This window comes from Fibrisoma limi BUZ 3 (assembly GCF_000296815.2).
In the GTDB taxonomy this organism is placed as follows: domain Bacteria; phylum Bacteroidota; class Bacteroidia; order Cytophagales; family Spirosomataceae; genus Fibrisoma; species Fibrisoma limi.
Genome location: NZ_CAIT01000006.1, coordinates 145,653 through 164,130 on the forward strand (window position 1 = coordinate 145,653; position 18,478 = coordinate 164,130).

Below are 18,478 nucleotides of genomic sequence, written 5' to 3' on the forward strand. Positions count from 1 at the left end.
TATGACCCTAAACGAAACGACAGTAAGTAAACCCCTGGCGGGTAAGATCGCGCTGGTTGCCGGGGCAACGCGTGGGGCCGGTCGGGGAATAGCGATTGAACTGGGTGCCGCCGGTGCCACCGTCTACGTAACAGGCCGCACAACGCGGGCGCAACGCTCGGAATACGACCGACCCGAAACGATTGAAGAAACGGCTGAACTCGTTACCAAAGCCGGTGGACAGGGTATTTATGTTCAGGTAGACCATCTGGTGCCGGAGCAGGTGAGGCAGCTGGTCGAGCGAATTGAAACCGAACAGGGCCGACTGGATATACTGGTCAATGATGTCTGGGGCGGTGAGAACCTGATCGAATGGAACAAGCCGATCTGGGAGCACACGCTGGAGACTGGCCTGAAAATGCTGCGAACCGCCGTCGATACGCACCTCATCACGAGTCATTATGCGCTACCCTTACTGATCAAAAATAAAGGCGGCTTGCTGGTTGAAATGACCGATGGTACTGCCGATTACAATCAGCGGAACTATCGGCTTTCGGTTTTTTACGATTTAGCCAAAACCTCGGTGGTGCGCATGGCCTGGGCATTGGCACAGGAACTGAAGGCGGTAGGCGCAACGGCCGTATCGCTGACGCCCGGCTGGTTACGGTCCGAGATGATGCTGGCCACCTTTGGCGTGGAGGAAGCCAACTGGCGGGATGCGCTGGTTGAGGTGCCCCATTTTGTCATATCCGAAACCCCGCGGTTTGTAGGTCGTGCTGTGGTGGCCCTGGCCAGCGACCCGGATGTACATCGCTGGAACGGTCGCTCGACCTCCAGCGGGGAGTTGGCCAACGTGTACGGGTTTACAGACCTGGACGGTTCTCGACCCGACGCCTGGCGGTACCTGGTCGAAGTCCAGGATGTGGGCAAACCCGCCGATGCAACCGGGTATCGATGAGGTATGTTTGACGGCATTGCCTCAGTCTAACCAGGGACGGAGGGGACTTCCACTTTTAAGTTTCCACTACCTTTCGCAAAGCTAAGGTTCAGGAGCACCGTGCATTCGTAGGGCCCGCTTGCCGGCAGCGGGCCAATGTTTTCTAATTGCATATATTCCTGTAAACCTGCATACAACGCCTGAATTTGATCGGCCGGAACTTCAATCACAAAACTGGTTGCTAAGTCCGAAAAGAAGTTGGTGTTGATCAAAGCTCCGTGTTTATTAATGACGCGGGCAATCTGAGGAGTTGCCTTAAGCCGATCTTCCTCACAGTAGCCTACCCAATAGAATCGCTTCATGAGCTCGAAGTTTTACCGTAGCCTGGACTATATTCCGGGCTACGGCAAAAATACACTACTTCTGCTGCGGAGGGGAGTAGGTAACCAGATCAATACCGATGCCGTTGGGGTCTTCGATGGCGAAATGACGGTCGCCCCAGGGTTCGGTACGTAGGTCAATCTTGATGGGAACGCCTTTCTGTTTCAGCGCCTGAAATAATGTATCGACGTCGTCTACTTCAATGGTCAGGTACATACCCTGACCGGCAAACGGCTTATGAAACAGCGGCTGCTGGCTGGGGTGATTGGGCAGTAGAAAACTCAGCTCAGCCTGCCGATCCGGCGTGTGCATCAGCAGATAAAAGTCATTCTCGAAGGTCGTGCCAAAACCCAATACGTTGGTGTAAAAGGCTTTGGTTTCTTTCAGTTTGGGGGTGATAATGCCAGCGTTCAGTTTCATCGTTGTTGATTGTTTAGGGGAGGCTCTTACCTGGGCCGAAACGTCCGGCACCATCAGTGATAGAAATAATAAGACAAGGGGCTTTTTCATGGTTGAGACGAAGTAATTCGTGAACCGATGCCGCAAAAGTATCCCCCGCCACTGAGCCGGTATTGTAAAAACTGGACATTCGTGTGCCGTAAGGAAAGACTTACAAAGGCCCTGATACGTCTTTCGCAGCGTTGCGGGGCGTTTGGCCGTAGAGTGTTTTGAACTCCTTGATGAAATGGGCCTGATCATAATAGCCCAGGTCGTAGAACACCTTGTCCTCCTGCAGCGTCTGGATCGAGGGCCTGGCGTTCAGGAGTTGCTGAAAACGCACAATCCGGCTGAATACCTTGGGCGTATCACCTACATAACGCTGAAACAGGCGACTTAACTGCCGGTGACTGATGGCTGCATCCAGTTCGCTCAGTACGTTCAGCGTACCGCCACTCGTCAGGATCGCGGCAATGGCCTGAATAAGTCGATGGTCGGGCGTAACGTTGGTCGTCGTAAACTGCCGCGTAAAGTAGCCATCCAGCAACGGCTTGAGGGTTTCCAGCGTGGTGTGGCCGGCGATCAGCTCGGTCAACGCACCGGCTGCCGTCGGCACTACATCCCGAAATGCTTCGATCCGATTGGTCAGTTCGGAAGCATCGACCCGGTACAGTAGCGGGAGCGCCGTAGGCAGGAAGCGTACACCGGCATAGTTGAAGACCCCGGTCAGGGGAAACTCGGTGTAGGTAGTTGACAGCCCCATGACGAAGAGGTCGTCGGGCGCCAGTAGATCGAAAAAAAGGTCGATGCAGCCGTCGGCGACTACCCGGTACACGAAGGGCTGGCTCAGCGGCTGCTGGGTAGCCAACTGCCAGTAGCAGTGAATTAACGGGGCCAGGGTAGGAGTGGGTGGCCGTTCAACGTAGCGTACCACCCCTGCCTCACCACTTACGGTCGGCTGGACTGGCTTAAAGAGCTGGTGAATAGCCTTGAAGGCTGGTGTTGATAGTAAGGCCATAGCGGTCGCACTCATTTATGCAGCCGGTCGGTTAGTTCCCGCCGGAACGTGATGCCAACCGGCAGGTCTGTATCGCCGATGTGCAGGGTATTTCCGCTCAACCGCTCGATCTTGTTAAGCGCTACGATGTAGGATTTATGAATGCGGATGAACTGATCCGTCGGGAGTCGGCTTTCCAGCTCCGTGGTGGTCAGGGGCGTCAGCAGCATCCGGCCGGGCAGAAACAGCTTGACATAATTGCCCCAGCTCTGGGCGTAGAGTAATTCGTCCAGTTTCACCCGAATCCAGTCGGCATCGACTTTGACCATGATGGAGTCGGTTGGAATAACCGACGCGGGGGCCGATACGGTCGGTGATCCAACCAGGGCCGGTTGCTGAGCCAGTACGCGGTCGACTGCTTTGAGGAAGCGCGGGAAAGGAATCGGCTTGACCAGATAATCGGTGACGCCGAAGTCATACCCCTGCAACGCAAATTCGGTATAGGCCGTCGTCAGGATCGTGCGGGGGGCGTAGCTTAAACTACTCAGCAGTTCCAGGCCGGTCAGCTCCGGCATGTTGATGTCCAGAAACAGCAGGTCGATCGGCTGGCGATGCAGGAAGTTAAGCGCGTCCAGGGCGTTGTAACACTGCCCGGCCAGTACGAGCCGGTCCATACGGCCGATGTAGTTTTCCAGCACGTAGTGGGCGGCTATTTCGTCATCTACGATCAGGCAGCGGAGGGGCTCAATCATGAGGGTAATGCGTTAAAGATGGTTAGTATACGGCCGTAGCTTGCCGACCCGGGTCCTGTATCGTTGGGAGCAACATAAAAGACCGACCAGGGCTGTCGAAAATACCGCTCCAGGCTGGGCTTTAGTAGTTACGCTTCGACCAACTCCGTACCGATGCTTTTCCTGGTCGACAAACGCTGGAGCGGCAGCGTCAGATCGACTATGTAACGATCCGGTGAGGACTGGATGTCAAGCTGATACGTGCCGGGATACAGCATATCCAGCCGCTGTTGGGTGTTGTCCAGGCCCACGCCGGTTGAAACGGGTGCCTTGGCCCGGGTCGGCACCGAATTGACTACGTGCAGGTGTAACTTTTCGTTGTCAATTCGCACCTCAATGGCAACCTCGCAGTTATTGATTCCGGCTGTGCCGTGTTTAAACGCGTTTTCGACGAAGGGCATCAGCAGCATCGGGGCCACGACGTAGCTATCCGGTTCCTGATTCGTCAGGCCCGTAACATGAACATGGCAGCGGCTACCGACCCGCTCCGTTTCCAGCGCGACGTAGCTCTCCAGGAACTCCAGTTCATTGGATAGCGGTACCCACATCCGGCGGGTGCTGTCGAGCTGGTAGCGCAGAAGCTGCGAAAGCTGCATGATTAAGTCCGGGGCGCGGGCCGGTTCGTGCAGACTCACCCCGTAGAGGTTATTCAGCGTGTTGAACAGAAAATGGGGATTTAGTTGCGAACGCAGCACGCTCAGTTCCATCTCCTGCATACACATCTTAAACTGCTCCTGCTGCTGACGTTGCTGGAAAAAACGATTGACCAGTAACGGGACGTTGAACAGGAGAAAGCTGACCGTTGCCGTAGCCAACGTGTAGAGATAAATAAGCCCCGGTGCGAATTCCTTCTTGATTTCCTCGGTACACAACCATTCGTTGACCTGCATCAAAATGACCGAAAACCCCAGCAAAATCGCTACCGACAGCGCGGCATATCGACGCATTCGCTGCCCATCGAGAAGCTTGGGCAGTACGAAAAAACGCTGGACCTGCGCGTGGCTGTAGAGCAGGCAGAAATAAGCAAGCTCCTGACCCAGCAACGACCGGGAGTTGATTAGCTCCCAGGAGGTCAGGGAGTTAAGCGTGAAGAAGCCCAGAAACAGCAGAATTTCCTGAAGCCAGCGCTGTTTGGGGCAGGATTGAAGGGACTGTAGCATACGCACGGCCGGTTAAAAGCCAGTGAATGAACAAAGTAAAGACGAGTATTTGGAACGCCCAAGTTTAAATGATCAATTGCATTCGTCCGGCGTTTGACTGTATATGACATGTATTCCATATTAGTACGGTCTCGATATTACTTTGCTTATGATTCATTATACTACGCTGACGTGGCTGAGTATCTATTGCAACCAACCGCAAGCATTAATTATTCCCTGACAGTCGAAATACGACTTGTTTGTCAGTCGTAATCTGCCTTTGCCATGGTCTGTTCAAAGAATTGTTTTGGATACTTTATATCTACTACTTTATATCAACCAGTTAATAAGCTAACTCTCATTCCTGAGCCTGAATTATGATTATGCTTTCGGCTATACTTTCTTGGCTTGTTGACCTCACTACTTTTGGGATGTTGCCCAATAAAATGTTGGTACCGGCGGATACAATAACGATCAGTGGAACATGCTGGGACGTTACTACCGGAGTAGATCTGAAAGTTAGAATATCTGCTTTGGTTGGTGGTAAACTAAAGAAGGTTGGCGAGAGTAATGCTGCCGGCCATTTTACGTTCAAGGTCTCGGATTCAACCGAGTCGTTGTCGTTTGCGGCCGAGGGGTATCCTACGACAACTGTACCTGTGAATATAATCGGGAAGACCGATAAGCATGCCCAGTTCGTGATTTCGGTACCTGTAATCAACCGTGATTCGCAGCAGGTAGCCAAGGTCTACCAACCACCCATTGGTAGACCAACTGCTCAACCATCTGGCTTGAGTAAAACTCGAAACGTGTATTTTCAGGTACAACATGCCCGAACGTTCAAACGAATTCCAGCGATGATCTGCTTCACCTATCCGCGGCAGGGGCGCACGAAATGCATTGAGGTTGATTCAGCAAAAGTGCCTTCTTTTGCCCGGCTGACTCCGGGGGATACGATCGCATTCGAAGTCCGCGCCGACGGGTTTCAAACTTACCGTGGAGAATTACTCGTCGGTCAATCAGAAGCGGTCGATATCTTGTACCAGATCAAGCTACTACCACTTTACAATGTACTGGCGGCTTCATACGACGTACCGATTAAGCAAAAACTTTATTATGAATTTCGATATGCTACTAATGCGAATTTTATCTCCCGACATGACAGACCAATTCGATACTTTGAATGGCTTGGATTTAAACCAGGGCAAGACTATAAATTGCTGGCTACAACTATAGATGGACGTGTTGTGGCTGATGAAACCTTCCGAATAAAACCTGGTCTTAATGTCAAAGCATTTTGGATACGTCACCCAGAGCAATCAGAACTGGTTGGCAACCAAATCGAACAGGCAACGTACTTCGACAGTACCGTTTTGTATTTTAACCAAAGTGACTACTCGTTGCGCAGCGAAGTAAAGGGTAAATTAGATTCCGTTGCCTGGCGAATGATTAACCGGCATAATATGCTGGGTCGGATTACCGGCTACACGGACAACGTTGGTAAGCGGGGTCTGAACATGACGCTGTCAGAATACCGAACGCGGGTAGTCGCACAATATCTGCGACAAAAAGGGGTTGGCGCAAATCAGCTTTCGTCGTCGTGGAAAGGTCCCGATGCACCGGCCGCTCCCAACGACACGGAGGAAAACAAAGCGAAGAACCGGCGAGTTGTCATCCGGTTTTTCACAAAATAGGGACGATTATTTTACAATAACTGACTAACGTCTTTGCTCACTTCGAATTCTTACGCTTAAGCGAAACTGACACCAACTGTTTGCCGAATGAACTACGCCACAAAAGGCGAATCCTTCCTGTGTTAACGTGTTGATTACAAAGCGATATAGCAAGATTTAACGCCTGATCGGCAACCTTTGGCGGTCTGCACATATCCGCTCTGATAAATTAAAAATCAGCGTTAGTTTGGTTTTTTGAGAGTCAAATTGTTTACTTTGCTTTACAAAGTACTTTTGGTGGTTAGAGGTGTTGAAACCACTAGCATTCAATTTATGATCAAAAAATATTCTTGTGTACTTTGTTTCACAAAGTACTTTTAGAAGCATAGATGACTGAGCATCTCGCCGTTAGGGCGAAAAAGGGGAGAATATACGATTAGTCGGGCTGAGCTACAGAAGAGATTCACAGTTGCCTGGTACGGCGAACACAATCTAATAGTAACCAGTGAAGCAATGGAATTACAAATACGTAACATCTCGAAAACCTATTCCAATGGCCGTTCCGCCGGGGCGGTTCAGGCACTCAAAAACGTAACACTCACGATTCCAACGGGTATGTACGGGTTGCTTGGTCCTAATGGGGCGGGCAAATCGACGCTCATGCGCATCCTGGCTACGTTGCAGGAGCCGGATGCGGGCAGTATCCGGCTCGGTGACATCGACGTAGTGAATCAGCCCGACGAAGTGCGCCAGACGCTCGGTTATCTGCCCCAGGAGTTTGGGGTTTATCCGAAAGCAAGGGGGGAAGAACTGCTCGATTACTTTGCCATTCTGAAGGGCTTCGCTGAACGTCGATCGCGTAAGGAAGTAGTTGAGGCCTTGCTCCGGAAGGTAAACCTCTGGGATGTCCGTAAACAAAAGCTGGGAGGGTATTCGGGTGGTATGCGGCAGCGTTTCGGGGTGGCGGTGGCCCTGTTGGGAAACCCCAAACTACTGATCGTTGACGAACCGACGGCGGGTCTCGATCCGGCCGAGCGGGTGCGCTTCCTCAACCTCTTGAGTGAACTTGGCGAGAACAGTGTGGTCATTCTTTCGACCCACATTGTTGACGATGTCAGCGAGCTGTGCACCCGTATGGCAATCATTAACAAAGGCGAGATCCTGCACGAGGCCGAACCGCTGAAGGCGATGGAAGCCTTACAGGGACGAATCTGGCGAAAGATCATCCAGAAGAATGAACTGGCGCGCGAGCATACGGTCATTTCAACCAAACTGCTGGGCGGACGCACGGTCGTTCATGTTTACAGCGAGGAAACCCCGGCGGATTTTGAACCCGTGCAGCCTGACCTCGAGGATGTCTACTTTGCAACAATGGCCGGCCATGTTGGAACCCGTAAACCGGATGCTGCTGTATGAAGTTCTGGGCGATTTTTCGATTCGAGTTTGCGTACCAGATACGTCGGCCCTGGCCGTGGCTATCCATGGCGGTGCTGATGGTATTTGCTTTTTTCTTTACGAGAGAGGCCGTTCTGCCCGTTACGCTGCCCCAGAATTTCATTCTCAATTCGCCGTTCATCATCACAGTCGTCTCGATGTTCGGCTGTCAGATCTGGTTGCTGCTCACACCGGCCATATCCGGTGAGGCTGCTGCCCGGGATTTGCAAACCCGGATGCACCCGCTTATGTTCACGAGCCCGATCCGTAAAACCGACTATCTCGGTGGCCGGTTTCTGGCTGCCTTTGGGCTACATGCGCTTATTCTGCTTGCGGTGCAGGTGGGTAGCCTGCTCGCGGTGTATGGCCCGGGAGCCAATCCCGAGATCATTGGACCGTTTCGTCCGGCGGCCTATCTCGCAGCGTACGGATACATTGCGCTTTCGAACGCGCTCATTGCAACGACGTTCCAGTTCGCCGTAGCGTTGTTTACCGCCCGACCAATGGCGAGCTACTTCGGTAGTTTGCTTCTGTTCTTTCTTTCCTACCCCGTCACACTCACGCTGTATATGGCCGGGTTGCACGGACGGGCGCTGCTGGCCGACCCCATCGGCGTCATGGCCATCATGAATGAGATGATGTCGAACTGGACCATCGTTGAGAAGAACGTTCGTCTGTTCACCCTCGAAGGTGCCATGCTCCTGAATCGCCTGCTCTGGCTCGGCATCGCCCTCGGAACGCTTAGCTTCCTCTACTGGCGCTTTCGATTTACGCATCGTACTGTCACCGACCCGTGGGCCTGGCTTACGCGACGGTTCTCTACAAAAGCTGCGTCGTCCGTAGCTACCAGGTCGGCGGCCATCTCAGTTCCGTACGCTCCCCGGTCATTCGGATACGCAACGCACCTGCGTCAGACAATCGCGGTTGCCCAAAGCTCATTCCGTATGATTGCAGCGAGTCCTGGGGGGCTCTTCCTGTTGATCGTGTTTCCGATGCTGCTGACGTTCGTGGTGCTGGTGGAGTCGCAGCACTGGGGCATCCCCCTGCTGCCGCGAACATCGTATCTGTTGACCAAGCACCTCACCGGTGTTCTGACATCGCCAACAAACTACTGGATAATGGTCCCGCTCTTCACCATTTACTATGCGGGCGAACTGGTTTGGCAGGAACGAGACGCCGGACTGAGCGAGAAGGTCGATGCGACGCCGGTGCCGGAGTGGGTGCTTTTTCTGGGTAAGCTCATCGGTCTTGGGTTAATCCTGGCCGCGTTGATGGCAATCGTCGCCGTTGTTGGCATTACGGTTCAGGTAATAAAGGGCTACCACCAGTTCGAGATTGAGCGCTACGTGCAGGTGCTGCTTGGGTTCAAACTTACCGACTATCTATTATTTGCCACCCTCGCCATGACGGTGCAGGCGGTGGTGAACCAGAAATACGTGGGGCAGATGGTTGCGCTTGTTACGTATCTGCTGATGGTCTTCTCGTCGTACCTCGGTATTAAGCACCACCTGCTGGTGTATGCATCCGGTCCGGAATGGTCTTTCTCCGACATGCGCGGCTTCAGTTCAATTGAGCCGTGGCTTTGGTTCAGACTGTACTGGGCTGCGTGGGCTCTGTTGCTGGCTGTCGTAGCGAGGCTACTGTGGGTACGGGGAAGGGAGTCTGGTTTTAGCCGACGGTTGCAAATCGCGCGGCTTCGTTTCAGGGGGGCAACAGCCGGTTTCGCCGTGATTGGAGTGGGGCTCGTTCTCATCCTGGGGGGCTATATCTTCTACAACACAAACGGGCTTAACGAGTACGTCACCGACGACGACGTAGTACAGCGCCGGGCCGACTACGAGCGGCTCTACGGGAAGTATGAGGGGATTCCGCAGCCGACCCGGGTAGCGACGACTCTTCAGATCGAGATATATCCCGATCAGAACAGGGCAACCATTCGCGGACGATACCGGCTGGTGAACCGTAGTGCAGTCCCCATCGGCGCTGTACACCTGGAACCGGCTTTCTACGTCAGGACGCGTATGTCCTTCGATCGTTCGGCCAACGTAGTGGTAGCTGATGATAAGCTGGGTCACTTCATCTATGCGCTGGATAAGCCTCTTCAGCCCGGCGACTCGTTGACCTTACATTTCGACGTCGAGTTTGAGCCCCGGGGCTTTCGCAACAGTGGTCTCCGTACGAACGCAGCAGGCCAGGCAATTCTCGAGAACGGCACTTACATCACGGGCGATGCCCTGCCGATCATCGGCTACCAGCCCATGCGCGAGCTCTGGAGTGCCGACGACCGACGTAAGTATGGTCTGCCCCGGCAGATCACGCTGCCCGACCCTGGTGACGTCGATCCGAGCGTAACGGCAAACGCACCGGCAACTTTCGAAGCGACCATCGGTACTGATGCCGATCAGGTAGCGGTGGCACCAGGCGTACTGCGTCGCTCGTGGCGCGAAGCCGGGCGACGCTACTTCCACTATGCCAGCGTCACTCCGATCAACGGCCGCGACGTTTTCTTCTCCGCCAACTACGCGGTGCATCGCGAACGCTGGAAACATGTTGACCTCCAGGTTTATGTGCACCCCGGACATCGGGAGCACCTGGAGCGCCTGCTCCGCAGTGTACGAGCGGCCCTGAACTACTACTCAGCGCAGTTTGGAACGTATCCGTTTCGCTTCCTTCAACTTGTTGAACAGCCCGGAAACTTCATGGGTATGGGTGTCGATGGGAGTGGTGTGATCACCGGCGGGGAAGGCTTTTTTCTACTCGATCCGCAGGATAACGGTTTCGACGCCATCTTCGAGATCGTAGCGCACGAGATGGGACACCAATGGTGGGGTATGCAGCTCAAGCCCGCTTTTGCCGAGGGGGGAGGGGTTCTATCCGAAAGTCTTGCCTGGTACTCGGCTATGCAACTCGTAAAGAAGGAAAAAGACAGGGAAGCGCTGCGACGGTTCATGAGCATCATGCGTGAGCCGGACCCGTGGCCACCAATGCGCACGGGATTGCCGTTGCTTCGGGCCATGGATCCCTGGGCAAACTACCGGAAAGGTCCTTACGCGATGAACGCCCTCAGCGAATATGTGGGCGAGGACTGTGTGAATGGGGCGCTCCGTACGCTTATTGCAAAAAAAGCGTCATCTCTGGCCACGACGATCGACATGTACCGGGAACTCCAGGCCGTCACGCCGGACTCACTCAAACCCCTGCTGGCTGATCTGTTCGAGCGAAATACAAGCTGGACGTTCGACACCAGGCAAGCCACGGGAAAACAAACGGCGGCTGGTACCTGGCAGGTGACGTTCCAGGTGGAGTCGCACAAGGTCGTTGCCGATAGCGCCGGTGTTGATACTGAAGTGCCGGTGAATCAGTGGGTGGAAATTGGCGTTTTCGCCCCCGCCCAATCCGGTGAAATGCTGGGCAAACCGCTGTACGTCCAGAAGCACTTCATCCGCTCCGGCCGGCAAACCATCACGGTGACCGTACCACAAAAACCAGCGCGGGGCGGCATCGACCCGTATAACCTGCTCGACTGGGAAGAGGGTGACAATATCGAGGAGGTGACTATTGAGAAATGAGCCTTACATAACGTCAACAATGGTGAGTATATCGACTGACTCGTTCTACAACAAATTCGCCTTCGTTTACCCGTTGGTCGATGTTTTTCTGAAGCCTCAGAAACGTGTGCTCATTGATGAAATCAATACGTTGCCCAGGGGTAACCTGCTTGAAATTGGGGTCGGCAATGGCGCTCATCTGCACCTCTATGAAAAACATACCATCACCGGTATCGACACCTCTTCAGCGATGCTCAGGATTGCCGGCAAACGAAAGCATAAAGGTGTGCAGCTTTTGCAAATGGATGGAGAAGCACTACGGTTTCAGAATGAGCAGTTTGATTACGTTGTACTGTCCCATGTGATTGCCGTCGTTGACAACCCTGACCGACTACTCGAAGAAGTCTTCAGAGTGTTAAAGCCCGAAGGAAGAATTTTCATTCTCAATCATTTTACGCCGGACAACTGGCTTAAGTATGTAGACCACGCTTTCGGGATTATGGCAAAAACGCTTCACTTCAAATCGGTTTTTCACCTCCATGAATTAGCGATGATCAGCCGGTTCACGCTTTTGAAAGACGTTCGTTTGGGCGCGGTATCCTATTTCAAACTTTTAGTTTACCAGAAAAAGTGAGAACGCGGTATTGCCTTATCAGCGCATCATTGCTCGTCAGCCTGTTCATTTATTTATTCTATCGAACAGAAAAGACGGTTGTTAATGAGCTTCTCATTCGTACGATTTCATTCGATAGTTACGCTACGTTAAAGAAAGCGATTACGGGTTCTTTACCACTGCACGATCTCGTAATCTACTCATTACCAGAAGGCTTATGGGTGTTCTGTATAACGCTTACGTCAACGCCATTTTACATCCGGCAGAAAACCCGGCAAATCAACTGCGTAGTCATTCCGCTCGTATTCTGTATTGGTCTGGAGCTGTGTCAATTATTGCATTTCACCAGGGGGCGGTTTGATTTCATGGACATTTTGGTCTCGGTCATCTTTTGGCTCATTGCCGTTTTCTCTTTCGAGGATAAACTGGATAAGCAGAATATACTGACACCGCTAAACGGAAGAAGGATCGTTTGCTTCATAACTTATGGAATTGTCTACTTATCACACGTCCTGGAATAACAGTAAACTACCGGAAGATGAACAGTATTGGAAAACACATCGCCAGCTATAAATACGGACTACGTGGCGTATGGTTCGCTTTTCGCTATGAGCCTAACATGTACGTTCATCTGGCCGCGGCTACTGGGGTTGTCGTGGTAAACTATTGGCTTCATGTCAGCCGCACGGAATGGCTCATTACGTTGCTATTGATAGGGTTGGCCTGGATGGCAGAAGTCTTCAATACGGCCCTTGAAAAATTAGCGGATCGGGTTACTCAGGACCATGATCCGTTGATCGGTCAGGCAAAAGACCTGGCTTCGGGAGCCGTGACCATCATATGCCTCTTCGCAATAGTGTGTGCCCTGATTATTTACCTGCCCTATTTAGTCTGACATCGGAAACGACGCCAATCGGCCCTCCCTGCCATCCTCTCTACCACTTTGCCATAACCTATAACCATGAAATTCGGGGAAATCTTTCGTTTTGAGGTTACGTATCAGCTTCGGTATGTATCGACCTGGCTGCTGTTCGCTGTGTTGTTTCTGTTTGGTTTTACCCTCCCCAGACTAGGCACGCCCACCGATGGAACCTATCTGAATTCGCCCAGCACCATTGCCTTCTTTACCATTTTCGGAAGTGCGCTATGGCTTGTGATTGGTGGGGTCGTTGCCGGAGATGCCGCGACCCGCGATAGACATACGCGAATGCATCCGCTTACGTATACGACGCCCGTAAGCAAGTTTAATTATCTGGGGGCGCGATTTCTGGCTGCACTGGCACTGAACGTTTCGATTATGTTGATCCTCTATACCGGGTTCGTTTTCTCCTTTTATGGCCCTGGTGCAAGAACGCAGTTGATCGATCAATTTCGACTTGCCTCTTACGTAACCAATTACGCATATATTGCCTTGCCTATGGCCATTGCCGCTACGGCCATTCAGTTTGCCTTCGCAGCTTTGAGTGGTCGGGCCATCACCAGCTACATGGGGAGCCTTGTAATCATTATCGTCTCCCATCTTATTGGCACGACGCTTCGATTTAAGCTGGATTGGAAGGTTTTCGGGAGCCTGCTGGACCTGCTCGGCATCACCATCATCCAGGACATGGAAGGCTGGACGCCAATCGACAAAAACATACGGCTGATCGGCCTGGAAGGAACCTGGCTTGGGAGCCGTGTTACGTGGTTTGGCTTAGCGATAGGGGCGCTTGCGTTCACGTACTTCCGGTTTCAGTTGAGCCACGTTACCGACGTCAGGAAGTGGCGTCTGTTTGGGAGCCGACCTGCATCCACGCATCCTGCCAATCAGGCACATGGCAATGACTTTAGCCTGATTAACGTACCGGATGTCTCTCGCTATTTTGTATTCCGGACGCATATACGCCAGACCTTCGCGATCGCGGGAGCATCGTTCAGGTCAATTGCCAAAAGCTGGGGCGGCCTCACAATCGTAGCCGTTTTAGCAATCGGTACGGGTCTGTTCGCGACCGAATACATGGAGTGGTTTGGCGTGCCGTTATTTGCCCGAACGGAGGAGGTGCTACGGATACTAACGCCATCGCTGAGCAGCTACCAGACACACTGGATCGTCATTCCCTTACTCACCATCTTCTACGCCGGTGAACTCGTCTGGAGCGAACGTGAGGCAGGAATCAACGAACTTTCCGACACGACGCCCGTTCCTGAGTCGGTCCTGTTTCTGGGCAAATTCATGGGGCTTGCTCTACTCATCGTCACCTGGGTGGCGTTTCTGATGGTAGCGGGAATCATCAACCAGCTCATAATGGGGTATTATCATTTCGAGATGGATGTATACCTCAGGGCCCTGTTCGGCATACAGCTTACCAACTACCTCCTCTTCGCGCTGCTCGTTTTCGTGATTCATGTACTGGTGAATCAAAAATACATCGGGCACATGGTAGCAATGGGTGCATACGGTTTCATACTTTTCGCGTCGATGCTCGGGGTTGAACACAAGCTGCTGATTTACGCATCCGATACGGGTTGGTCATACAGTGACATGCGCGGCTTCGGGCCGTTCATGAAACCGTGGCTGTGGTTCAAAATGTACTGGGCATCCTGGGCGTTTCTCCTGGCTATGTTAGCGACGCTGTTCTGGACACGAAGCAAAGAAGGTGGTCTTAACGCGCGGTTTCACCTGGCGCAACATCGGTTCAGTCAACATAGACCCGCTTTGCTGATAGCCGTGGTTCTAGTGGTAGTTTCCGGTGGTTTCATCTTCTATAATACCAACGTACTGAATGTGTATTTGAATAACGCGGATCGGATGGCGATGCGGGCGGACTATGAACGCCGTTATGGTAAGTACATGCATGTTGCAAGACCCGTACTGACGCGTGCGAAGTTACACGTCGAGATTTACCCCGACGAACAAACGGCTGACATACGGGGCACGTATCATCTGGTGAATCGCAGCAAGGTCCCTATTGACTCCATTCACCTGTCTACTGTTCTGTACGATGGGATCGAAGCCGTTTCATTCGACCGCGCGGCTTCCGCGGTTGTGGCTGACGCCGAACTTGGTTATCACATTTATTCATTGAAGAATCCGCTTCAGCCCGGCGACTCCGTGCAAATGAACGTTGAGGTGCATATAAAGCCTACTGGTTTCAGTAATGATGGCGTGGATGCCTCGGTTGTCGCCAATGGGTCGCATATTGACAGTAATGACTGGATGCCGGTCATTGGGTATGACAACGACCGCCGTCTCCGCAATGCCCAGGACCGGCAGAAGTATGGACTTCCTCCTCATGCGGAGAGGTCATCGCTCTACAATGTAGCAGCCCGATATGAAGCGGATCATGCCAGACTGATTGATTTTGAAGCGGTGGTGGGAACTGTCGGGGACCAGATCGCGGTAGCACCCGGCAGTCTGACGCGTACGTGGACGAAAGGTGACCGTCGGTACTTCCACTACGTGACCAACGCCCCAATCCTCAATGAGTATGCCTTTTTCTCGGCGAGATACGGCGTGCGGGAAGCACAGTGGGTGCCTCCTTCGCCGGTTGCCCGGAACTCGGTTCAGGAGTCAAAAAATACAGCGAAACCAGTTACTATCCAGGTCTTTTATCATCCGGCACACGACGCCAATGTAGAGCGCATGGTGAAAAGCGCACAAGCTTCGCTGGCGTATTACGGCCAGGAGTTTGGCGTTTACCCCTACAGTCATTTCCGGGTGCTGGAGCGGCCGGGCCCCGGCCGTGGTATGCACGCCGAGCCGATGACGATTGATTACCAGGAAGGGTATTCACTGATGAATCCAAAGGCGGGTGGTCTCGATCTGCCCTATCACATCTTGGCGCATGAAGTGGCCCACCAATGGTGGGGCATTACTTTCGTCCCCGCAGCGGTCGAGGGAGTCGGGTTTCTTGTTGAAAGCCTGGCTACGTACTCGGCGATGCAGGTAGTGGAGGCAACGCTGGGCTACGAGCATCTGCTTAAGTATTTGTCCCAGATGCGACAGGAGTACGAAGTGCCTCGGTCCCGGGCAGCTCCGTCTTTGCTCCGGGCCAGCAACAGGTTCATGAATTACCGTAAAGGGCCTTTCGCCCTCTACGCGCTCAGAAGCTATATCGGAAAAGACCGTGTCAATGATGCACTCAGGCGGCTGCTTCGTAGTTACACGGCAAGCCCGCCATTGCCAACGACGCTTGATTTTTACGGAGAACTGAACGCTGTGACGCCGGACTCACTGCACTACCTGCTGAACGATCTCTTCGCGACCAATACCTTCTGGGAACTGAAGACCGAGCAAGCAACGGCGACGCAGACTAAGAAAGGTGATTGGCAGGTAGCCCTAACCGTGCAGGCACGTAAAGTGATAGTGGACGAAATGGGGGTTGAGAAACCGGTGCCGATGAATGACTGGATAGAGATCGGGGTCTTTAGCCCCACGGAAAAAGACAACCAGTCCAACCAGCCCCTCTACCTAAAGAAACACCGTATCCGCTCCGGCAGGCAGACAATCTCAGTGACGGTGCCGCGCCAGCCGACCCGTGCCGGCATCGACCCCAATCACCTGCTGATCGATCTGGAGATGGATGATAACACAGAGGGGGTGAAAGTTCAGAACTGATCTCGGCTCGACGCTTGTAGTAAGCGTACGGCAGGCTTATCAATCATTTAGTTGAACCGATGGGTGCTGCGGAAGCCAAGCGGGGATAGCCTGGTTTTGTTTTTGAATAATTTGTTAAAGGATTGGGCGTGGGCAAAGCCGAGTAGATACGCAACTTCACTCACCGTCAACTCTGTGGTCGTCAACAGCTCTTTGGCCTTGTCAATGAGGTGATTGTGGATATGTTGTTGCGCGTTCTGTCCCGTAAGCGACCGTAGCAGGCTGCTCAAATAATGGGGTGACACAGCCAATTGTTCCGCCAGATACTGCACGGTGGGTGGTCCCAGTTCCGGCAACAGGTCGCTGTTCAGGTACGTCGACAGCAATGCCTCGAAGCGTATCAGCAACGTTCGGTTCACGACCTTACGGGTCATAAATTGCCGGCTGTAGAAACGGTCGCAGTAGTCGAGCAGCAACTGAATCTGGGACGTGATGATGTCGTGACTGTACGCATCGATAGCCGAACGCAATTCCTGTTTGATCGTGCTGACGATGAAATCGAGGATGGTCTCTTCCTTGTCGGACAGGTGTAGGGCTTCGTGGACCGCATACGAAAAGTAGTCGTACGACTTGATCTTTCCGGCCAGCCGCGAACCCTGAATGAAATCAGGATGAACCACCAGCCACCAGCCCGATAATCTCAGATTGTCGACAATGTCCGTTGTAATTACCTGACCCGGTGAGAAGAACGTCATCACCCCCTCGTCAAAATCGTAGGAGTTCTGACCGTAGCGCATCTTACCCTCAAAATTCTTTTTCAGGGCAATGCAATAGAAGTTATAAACGACGCTGCGAAGCTGTTCATCCGAAAAACAGGTTATTTCCGAAAAGTCAATCACACTCACCAGCGGATTATCCGGTTTGCCGATCGTCAGTAAGCGGTGCAGTTCGGATATGGAGTGGATGATGTATGGTTTTGCCAGTGATGGTTTCATAGCTTAAGAAGCGTTGGTACCGGCAGGCAGCTATGCTTGATACCTGCCGGTGCTGTTAGTCAAAATCAGTCGATAACGTTACGTGTTTCCAGGCGTCAATCTCCTGCTTTTCGCGTTCGCGATGCTCGGTGATCAACTGGTACGTATCCGCTCCCAGCAGTAGGTGCAGCGGAGGTTCCGGATAAGTAACCAGATCCATCAGGATACCAGCCAGCTTTTCCGGGTCGCCCGCCTGCCTACCACTGAAGCTCCGCCACAACTCCTCGGCTTTGTCCAGTCCATACGCCGGAATTCTATTCCTGGCAAACTGCATGGAACCTTCGTCCATGAAGTTGGTTCTGAACTGCCCCGGTGCCACTACGGTAACCTTGATGCCAAACGGTTGTGCTTCCAGGGCCAGTGCTTCCGAAAGGCCAACGATGGCAAATTTGGCGGCATTGTAACTGGCTGCATTAGCAAATCCTACGTAGCCGGCGTTGGAGGAGATGTTGATAACGTGCCCTGAACCCTGGGCGCGCAGGTGAGGCATAGCCGCCCGAATAACATTAACCGCTCCGAACAGATTCACATCGATGGTTTGTCGAAACTCCCGGTCGGTCATTTCTTCGAGGCTCCCGACCAACGAGTAGCCTGCGTTGTTGACCACTACGTCCAGGCGACCGAACCGTTGGATGGTTTGCGCAACGGCTTGTTTTACGCTGGTATCGTCCGTAAGGTCAACCGCCAGAGCCAATAGATGTTCGGGCTGTTCACCTAAAGCCTCCAGTAAGGCAGCCGTATTGCGGGTCGTTGCGGCAACCTGATGGCCGGCTGCCAATAAGCGTTTTACTAAGGTCAGTCCCAGGCCTTTCGAGGTGCCGGTGACAAACCACGTTTTTTGCTGATTCATCGTTTTGTCGTCGCTATAAATACCCGACAAAGGTCAACAGACCGGAGCCGTAAAAAGTAGCCAACCTGTCGTTTGTTGTAGCCGAAAC

General features: G+C 52.9%; 14 protein-coding genes. 7 read left to right on the forward strand and 7 right to left on the reverse strand.

The features are described from left to right. The first annotated feature begins 1 nt into the window (after position 1). Positions 2–937, forward strand: coding sequence for an SDR family oxidoreductase (locus BN8_RS08500; protein WP_009281430.1), 936 nt, complete (start codon positions 2–4; stop codon positions 935–937). Between the two features lie 26 nt (positions 938–963). Here BN8_RS08500 and BN8_RS08505 read toward each other — a convergent pair whose 3' ends face one another. The 5 genes from BN8_RS08505 to BN8_RS08525 form a co-directional block, all read right to left on the reverse strand. Then, positions 964–1,278 (reverse strand): hypothetical protein, encoded by a 315-nt coding sequence (locus tag BN8_RS08505; RefSeq protein ID WP_009281431.1) that lies wholly within the window; start codon positions 1,276–1,278, stop codon positions 964–966. Positions 1,279–1,333: 55 nt separating this feature from the next. Then, complete coding sequence (locus tag BN8_RS08510; RefSeq protein WP_040005649.1) at positions 1,334–1,717, reverse strand: VOC family protein; 384 nt, start codon at positions 1,715–1,717, stop codon at positions 1,334–1,336. A gap of 190 nt (positions 1,718–1,907) precedes the next feature. Continuing rightward, positions 1,908–2,768: a helix-turn-helix domain-containing protein gene (locus BN8_RS08515; RefSeq protein WP_229367844.1), complete on the reverse strand. Its 861-nt coding sequence runs from the start codon at positions 2,766–2,768 to the stop codon at positions 1,908–1,910. Continuing rightward, positions 2,765–3,484 (reverse strand): LytR/AlgR family response regulator transcription factor, encoded by a 720-nt coding sequence (locus BN8_RS08520; RefSeq protein WP_009281433.1) that lies wholly within the window; start codon positions 3,482–3,484, stop codon positions 2,765–2,767. The genes BN8_RS08515 and BN8_RS08520 overlap by 4 nt, the downstream gene beginning before the upstream one ends. Before the next feature lie 128 nt (positions 3,485–3,612). Continuing rightward, positions 3,613–4,683: a sensor histidine kinase gene (locus BN8_RS08525; RefSeq protein ID WP_009281434.1), complete on the reverse strand. Its 1,071-nt coding sequence runs from the start codon at positions 4,681–4,683 to the stop codon at positions 3,613–3,615. A 638-nt stretch (positions 4,684–5,321) separates the two neighbouring features. On the opposite strand from BN8_RS08525, the gene BN8_RS31595 reads away from it, so the two are divergent. From BN8_RS31595 to BN8_RS08560, 6 genes are all read left to right on the forward strand, one after another. Next, positions 5,322–6,356, forward strand: coding sequence for an OmpA family protein (locus tag BN8_RS31595; protein ID WP_192579035.1), 1,035 nt, complete (start codon positions 5,322–5,324; stop codon positions 6,354–6,356). Between the two features lie 492 nt (positions 6,357–6,848). After that, positions 6,849–7,751 (forward strand): ABC transporter ATP-binding protein, encoded by a 903-nt coding sequence (locus BN8_RS08535; protein WP_009281436.1) that lies wholly within the window; start codon positions 6,849–6,851, stop codon positions 7,749–7,751. Next, positions 7,748–11,338, forward strand: coding sequence for an ABC transporter permease/M1 family aminopeptidase (locus tag BN8_RS08540; protein WP_009281437.1), 3,591 nt, complete (start codon positions 7,748–7,750; stop codon positions 11,336–11,338). Before BN8_RS08535 ends, BN8_RS08540 begins: the two co-directional genes overlap by 4 nt. Positions 11,339–11,444: 106 nt before the next feature. Next, the gene (locus BN8_RS08545; RefSeq protein WP_202806386.1) at positions 11,445–11,951 is read left to right on the forward strand and encodes a class I SAM-dependent methyltransferase; all 507 of its coding nucleotides are present in this window, start codon (positions 11,445–11,447) and stop codon (positions 11,949–11,951) included. A gap of 517 nt (positions 11,952–12,468) precedes the next feature. Further along, a complete protein-coding gene (locus BN8_RS08555) occupies positions 12,469–12,825 on the forward strand; it encodes a diacylglycerol kinase family protein (protein ID WP_040005650.1) in 357 nt (118 codons plus the stop codon). Between the two features lie 66 nt (positions 12,826–12,891). After that, positions 12,892–16,527, forward strand: coding sequence for an ABC transporter permease/M1 family aminopeptidase (locus tag BN8_RS08560; protein WP_009281440.1), 3,636 nt, complete (start codon positions 12,892–12,894; stop codon positions 16,525–16,527). Between the two features lie 47 nt (positions 16,528–16,574). Here BN8_RS08560 and BN8_RS08565 read toward each other — a convergent pair whose 3' ends face one another. Together BN8_RS08565 and BN8_RS08570 are read right to left on the reverse strand one after the other, a co-directional pair. Next, positions 16,575–17,501, reverse strand: a complete 927-nt coding sequence (locus BN8_RS08565) for a helix-turn-helix domain-containing protein (protein ID WP_009281441.1) — start codon at positions 17,499–17,501, stop codon at positions 16,575–16,577. Positions 17,502–17,556: 55 nt separating this feature from the next. Next, the gene (locus BN8_RS08570; protein WP_009281442.1) at positions 17,557–18,390 is read right to left on the reverse strand and encodes an SDR family NAD(P)-dependent oxidoreductase; all 834 of its coding nucleotides are present in this window, start codon (positions 18,388–18,390) and stop codon (positions 17,557–17,559) included. Positions 18,391–18,478 lie beyond the last annotated feature (88 nt).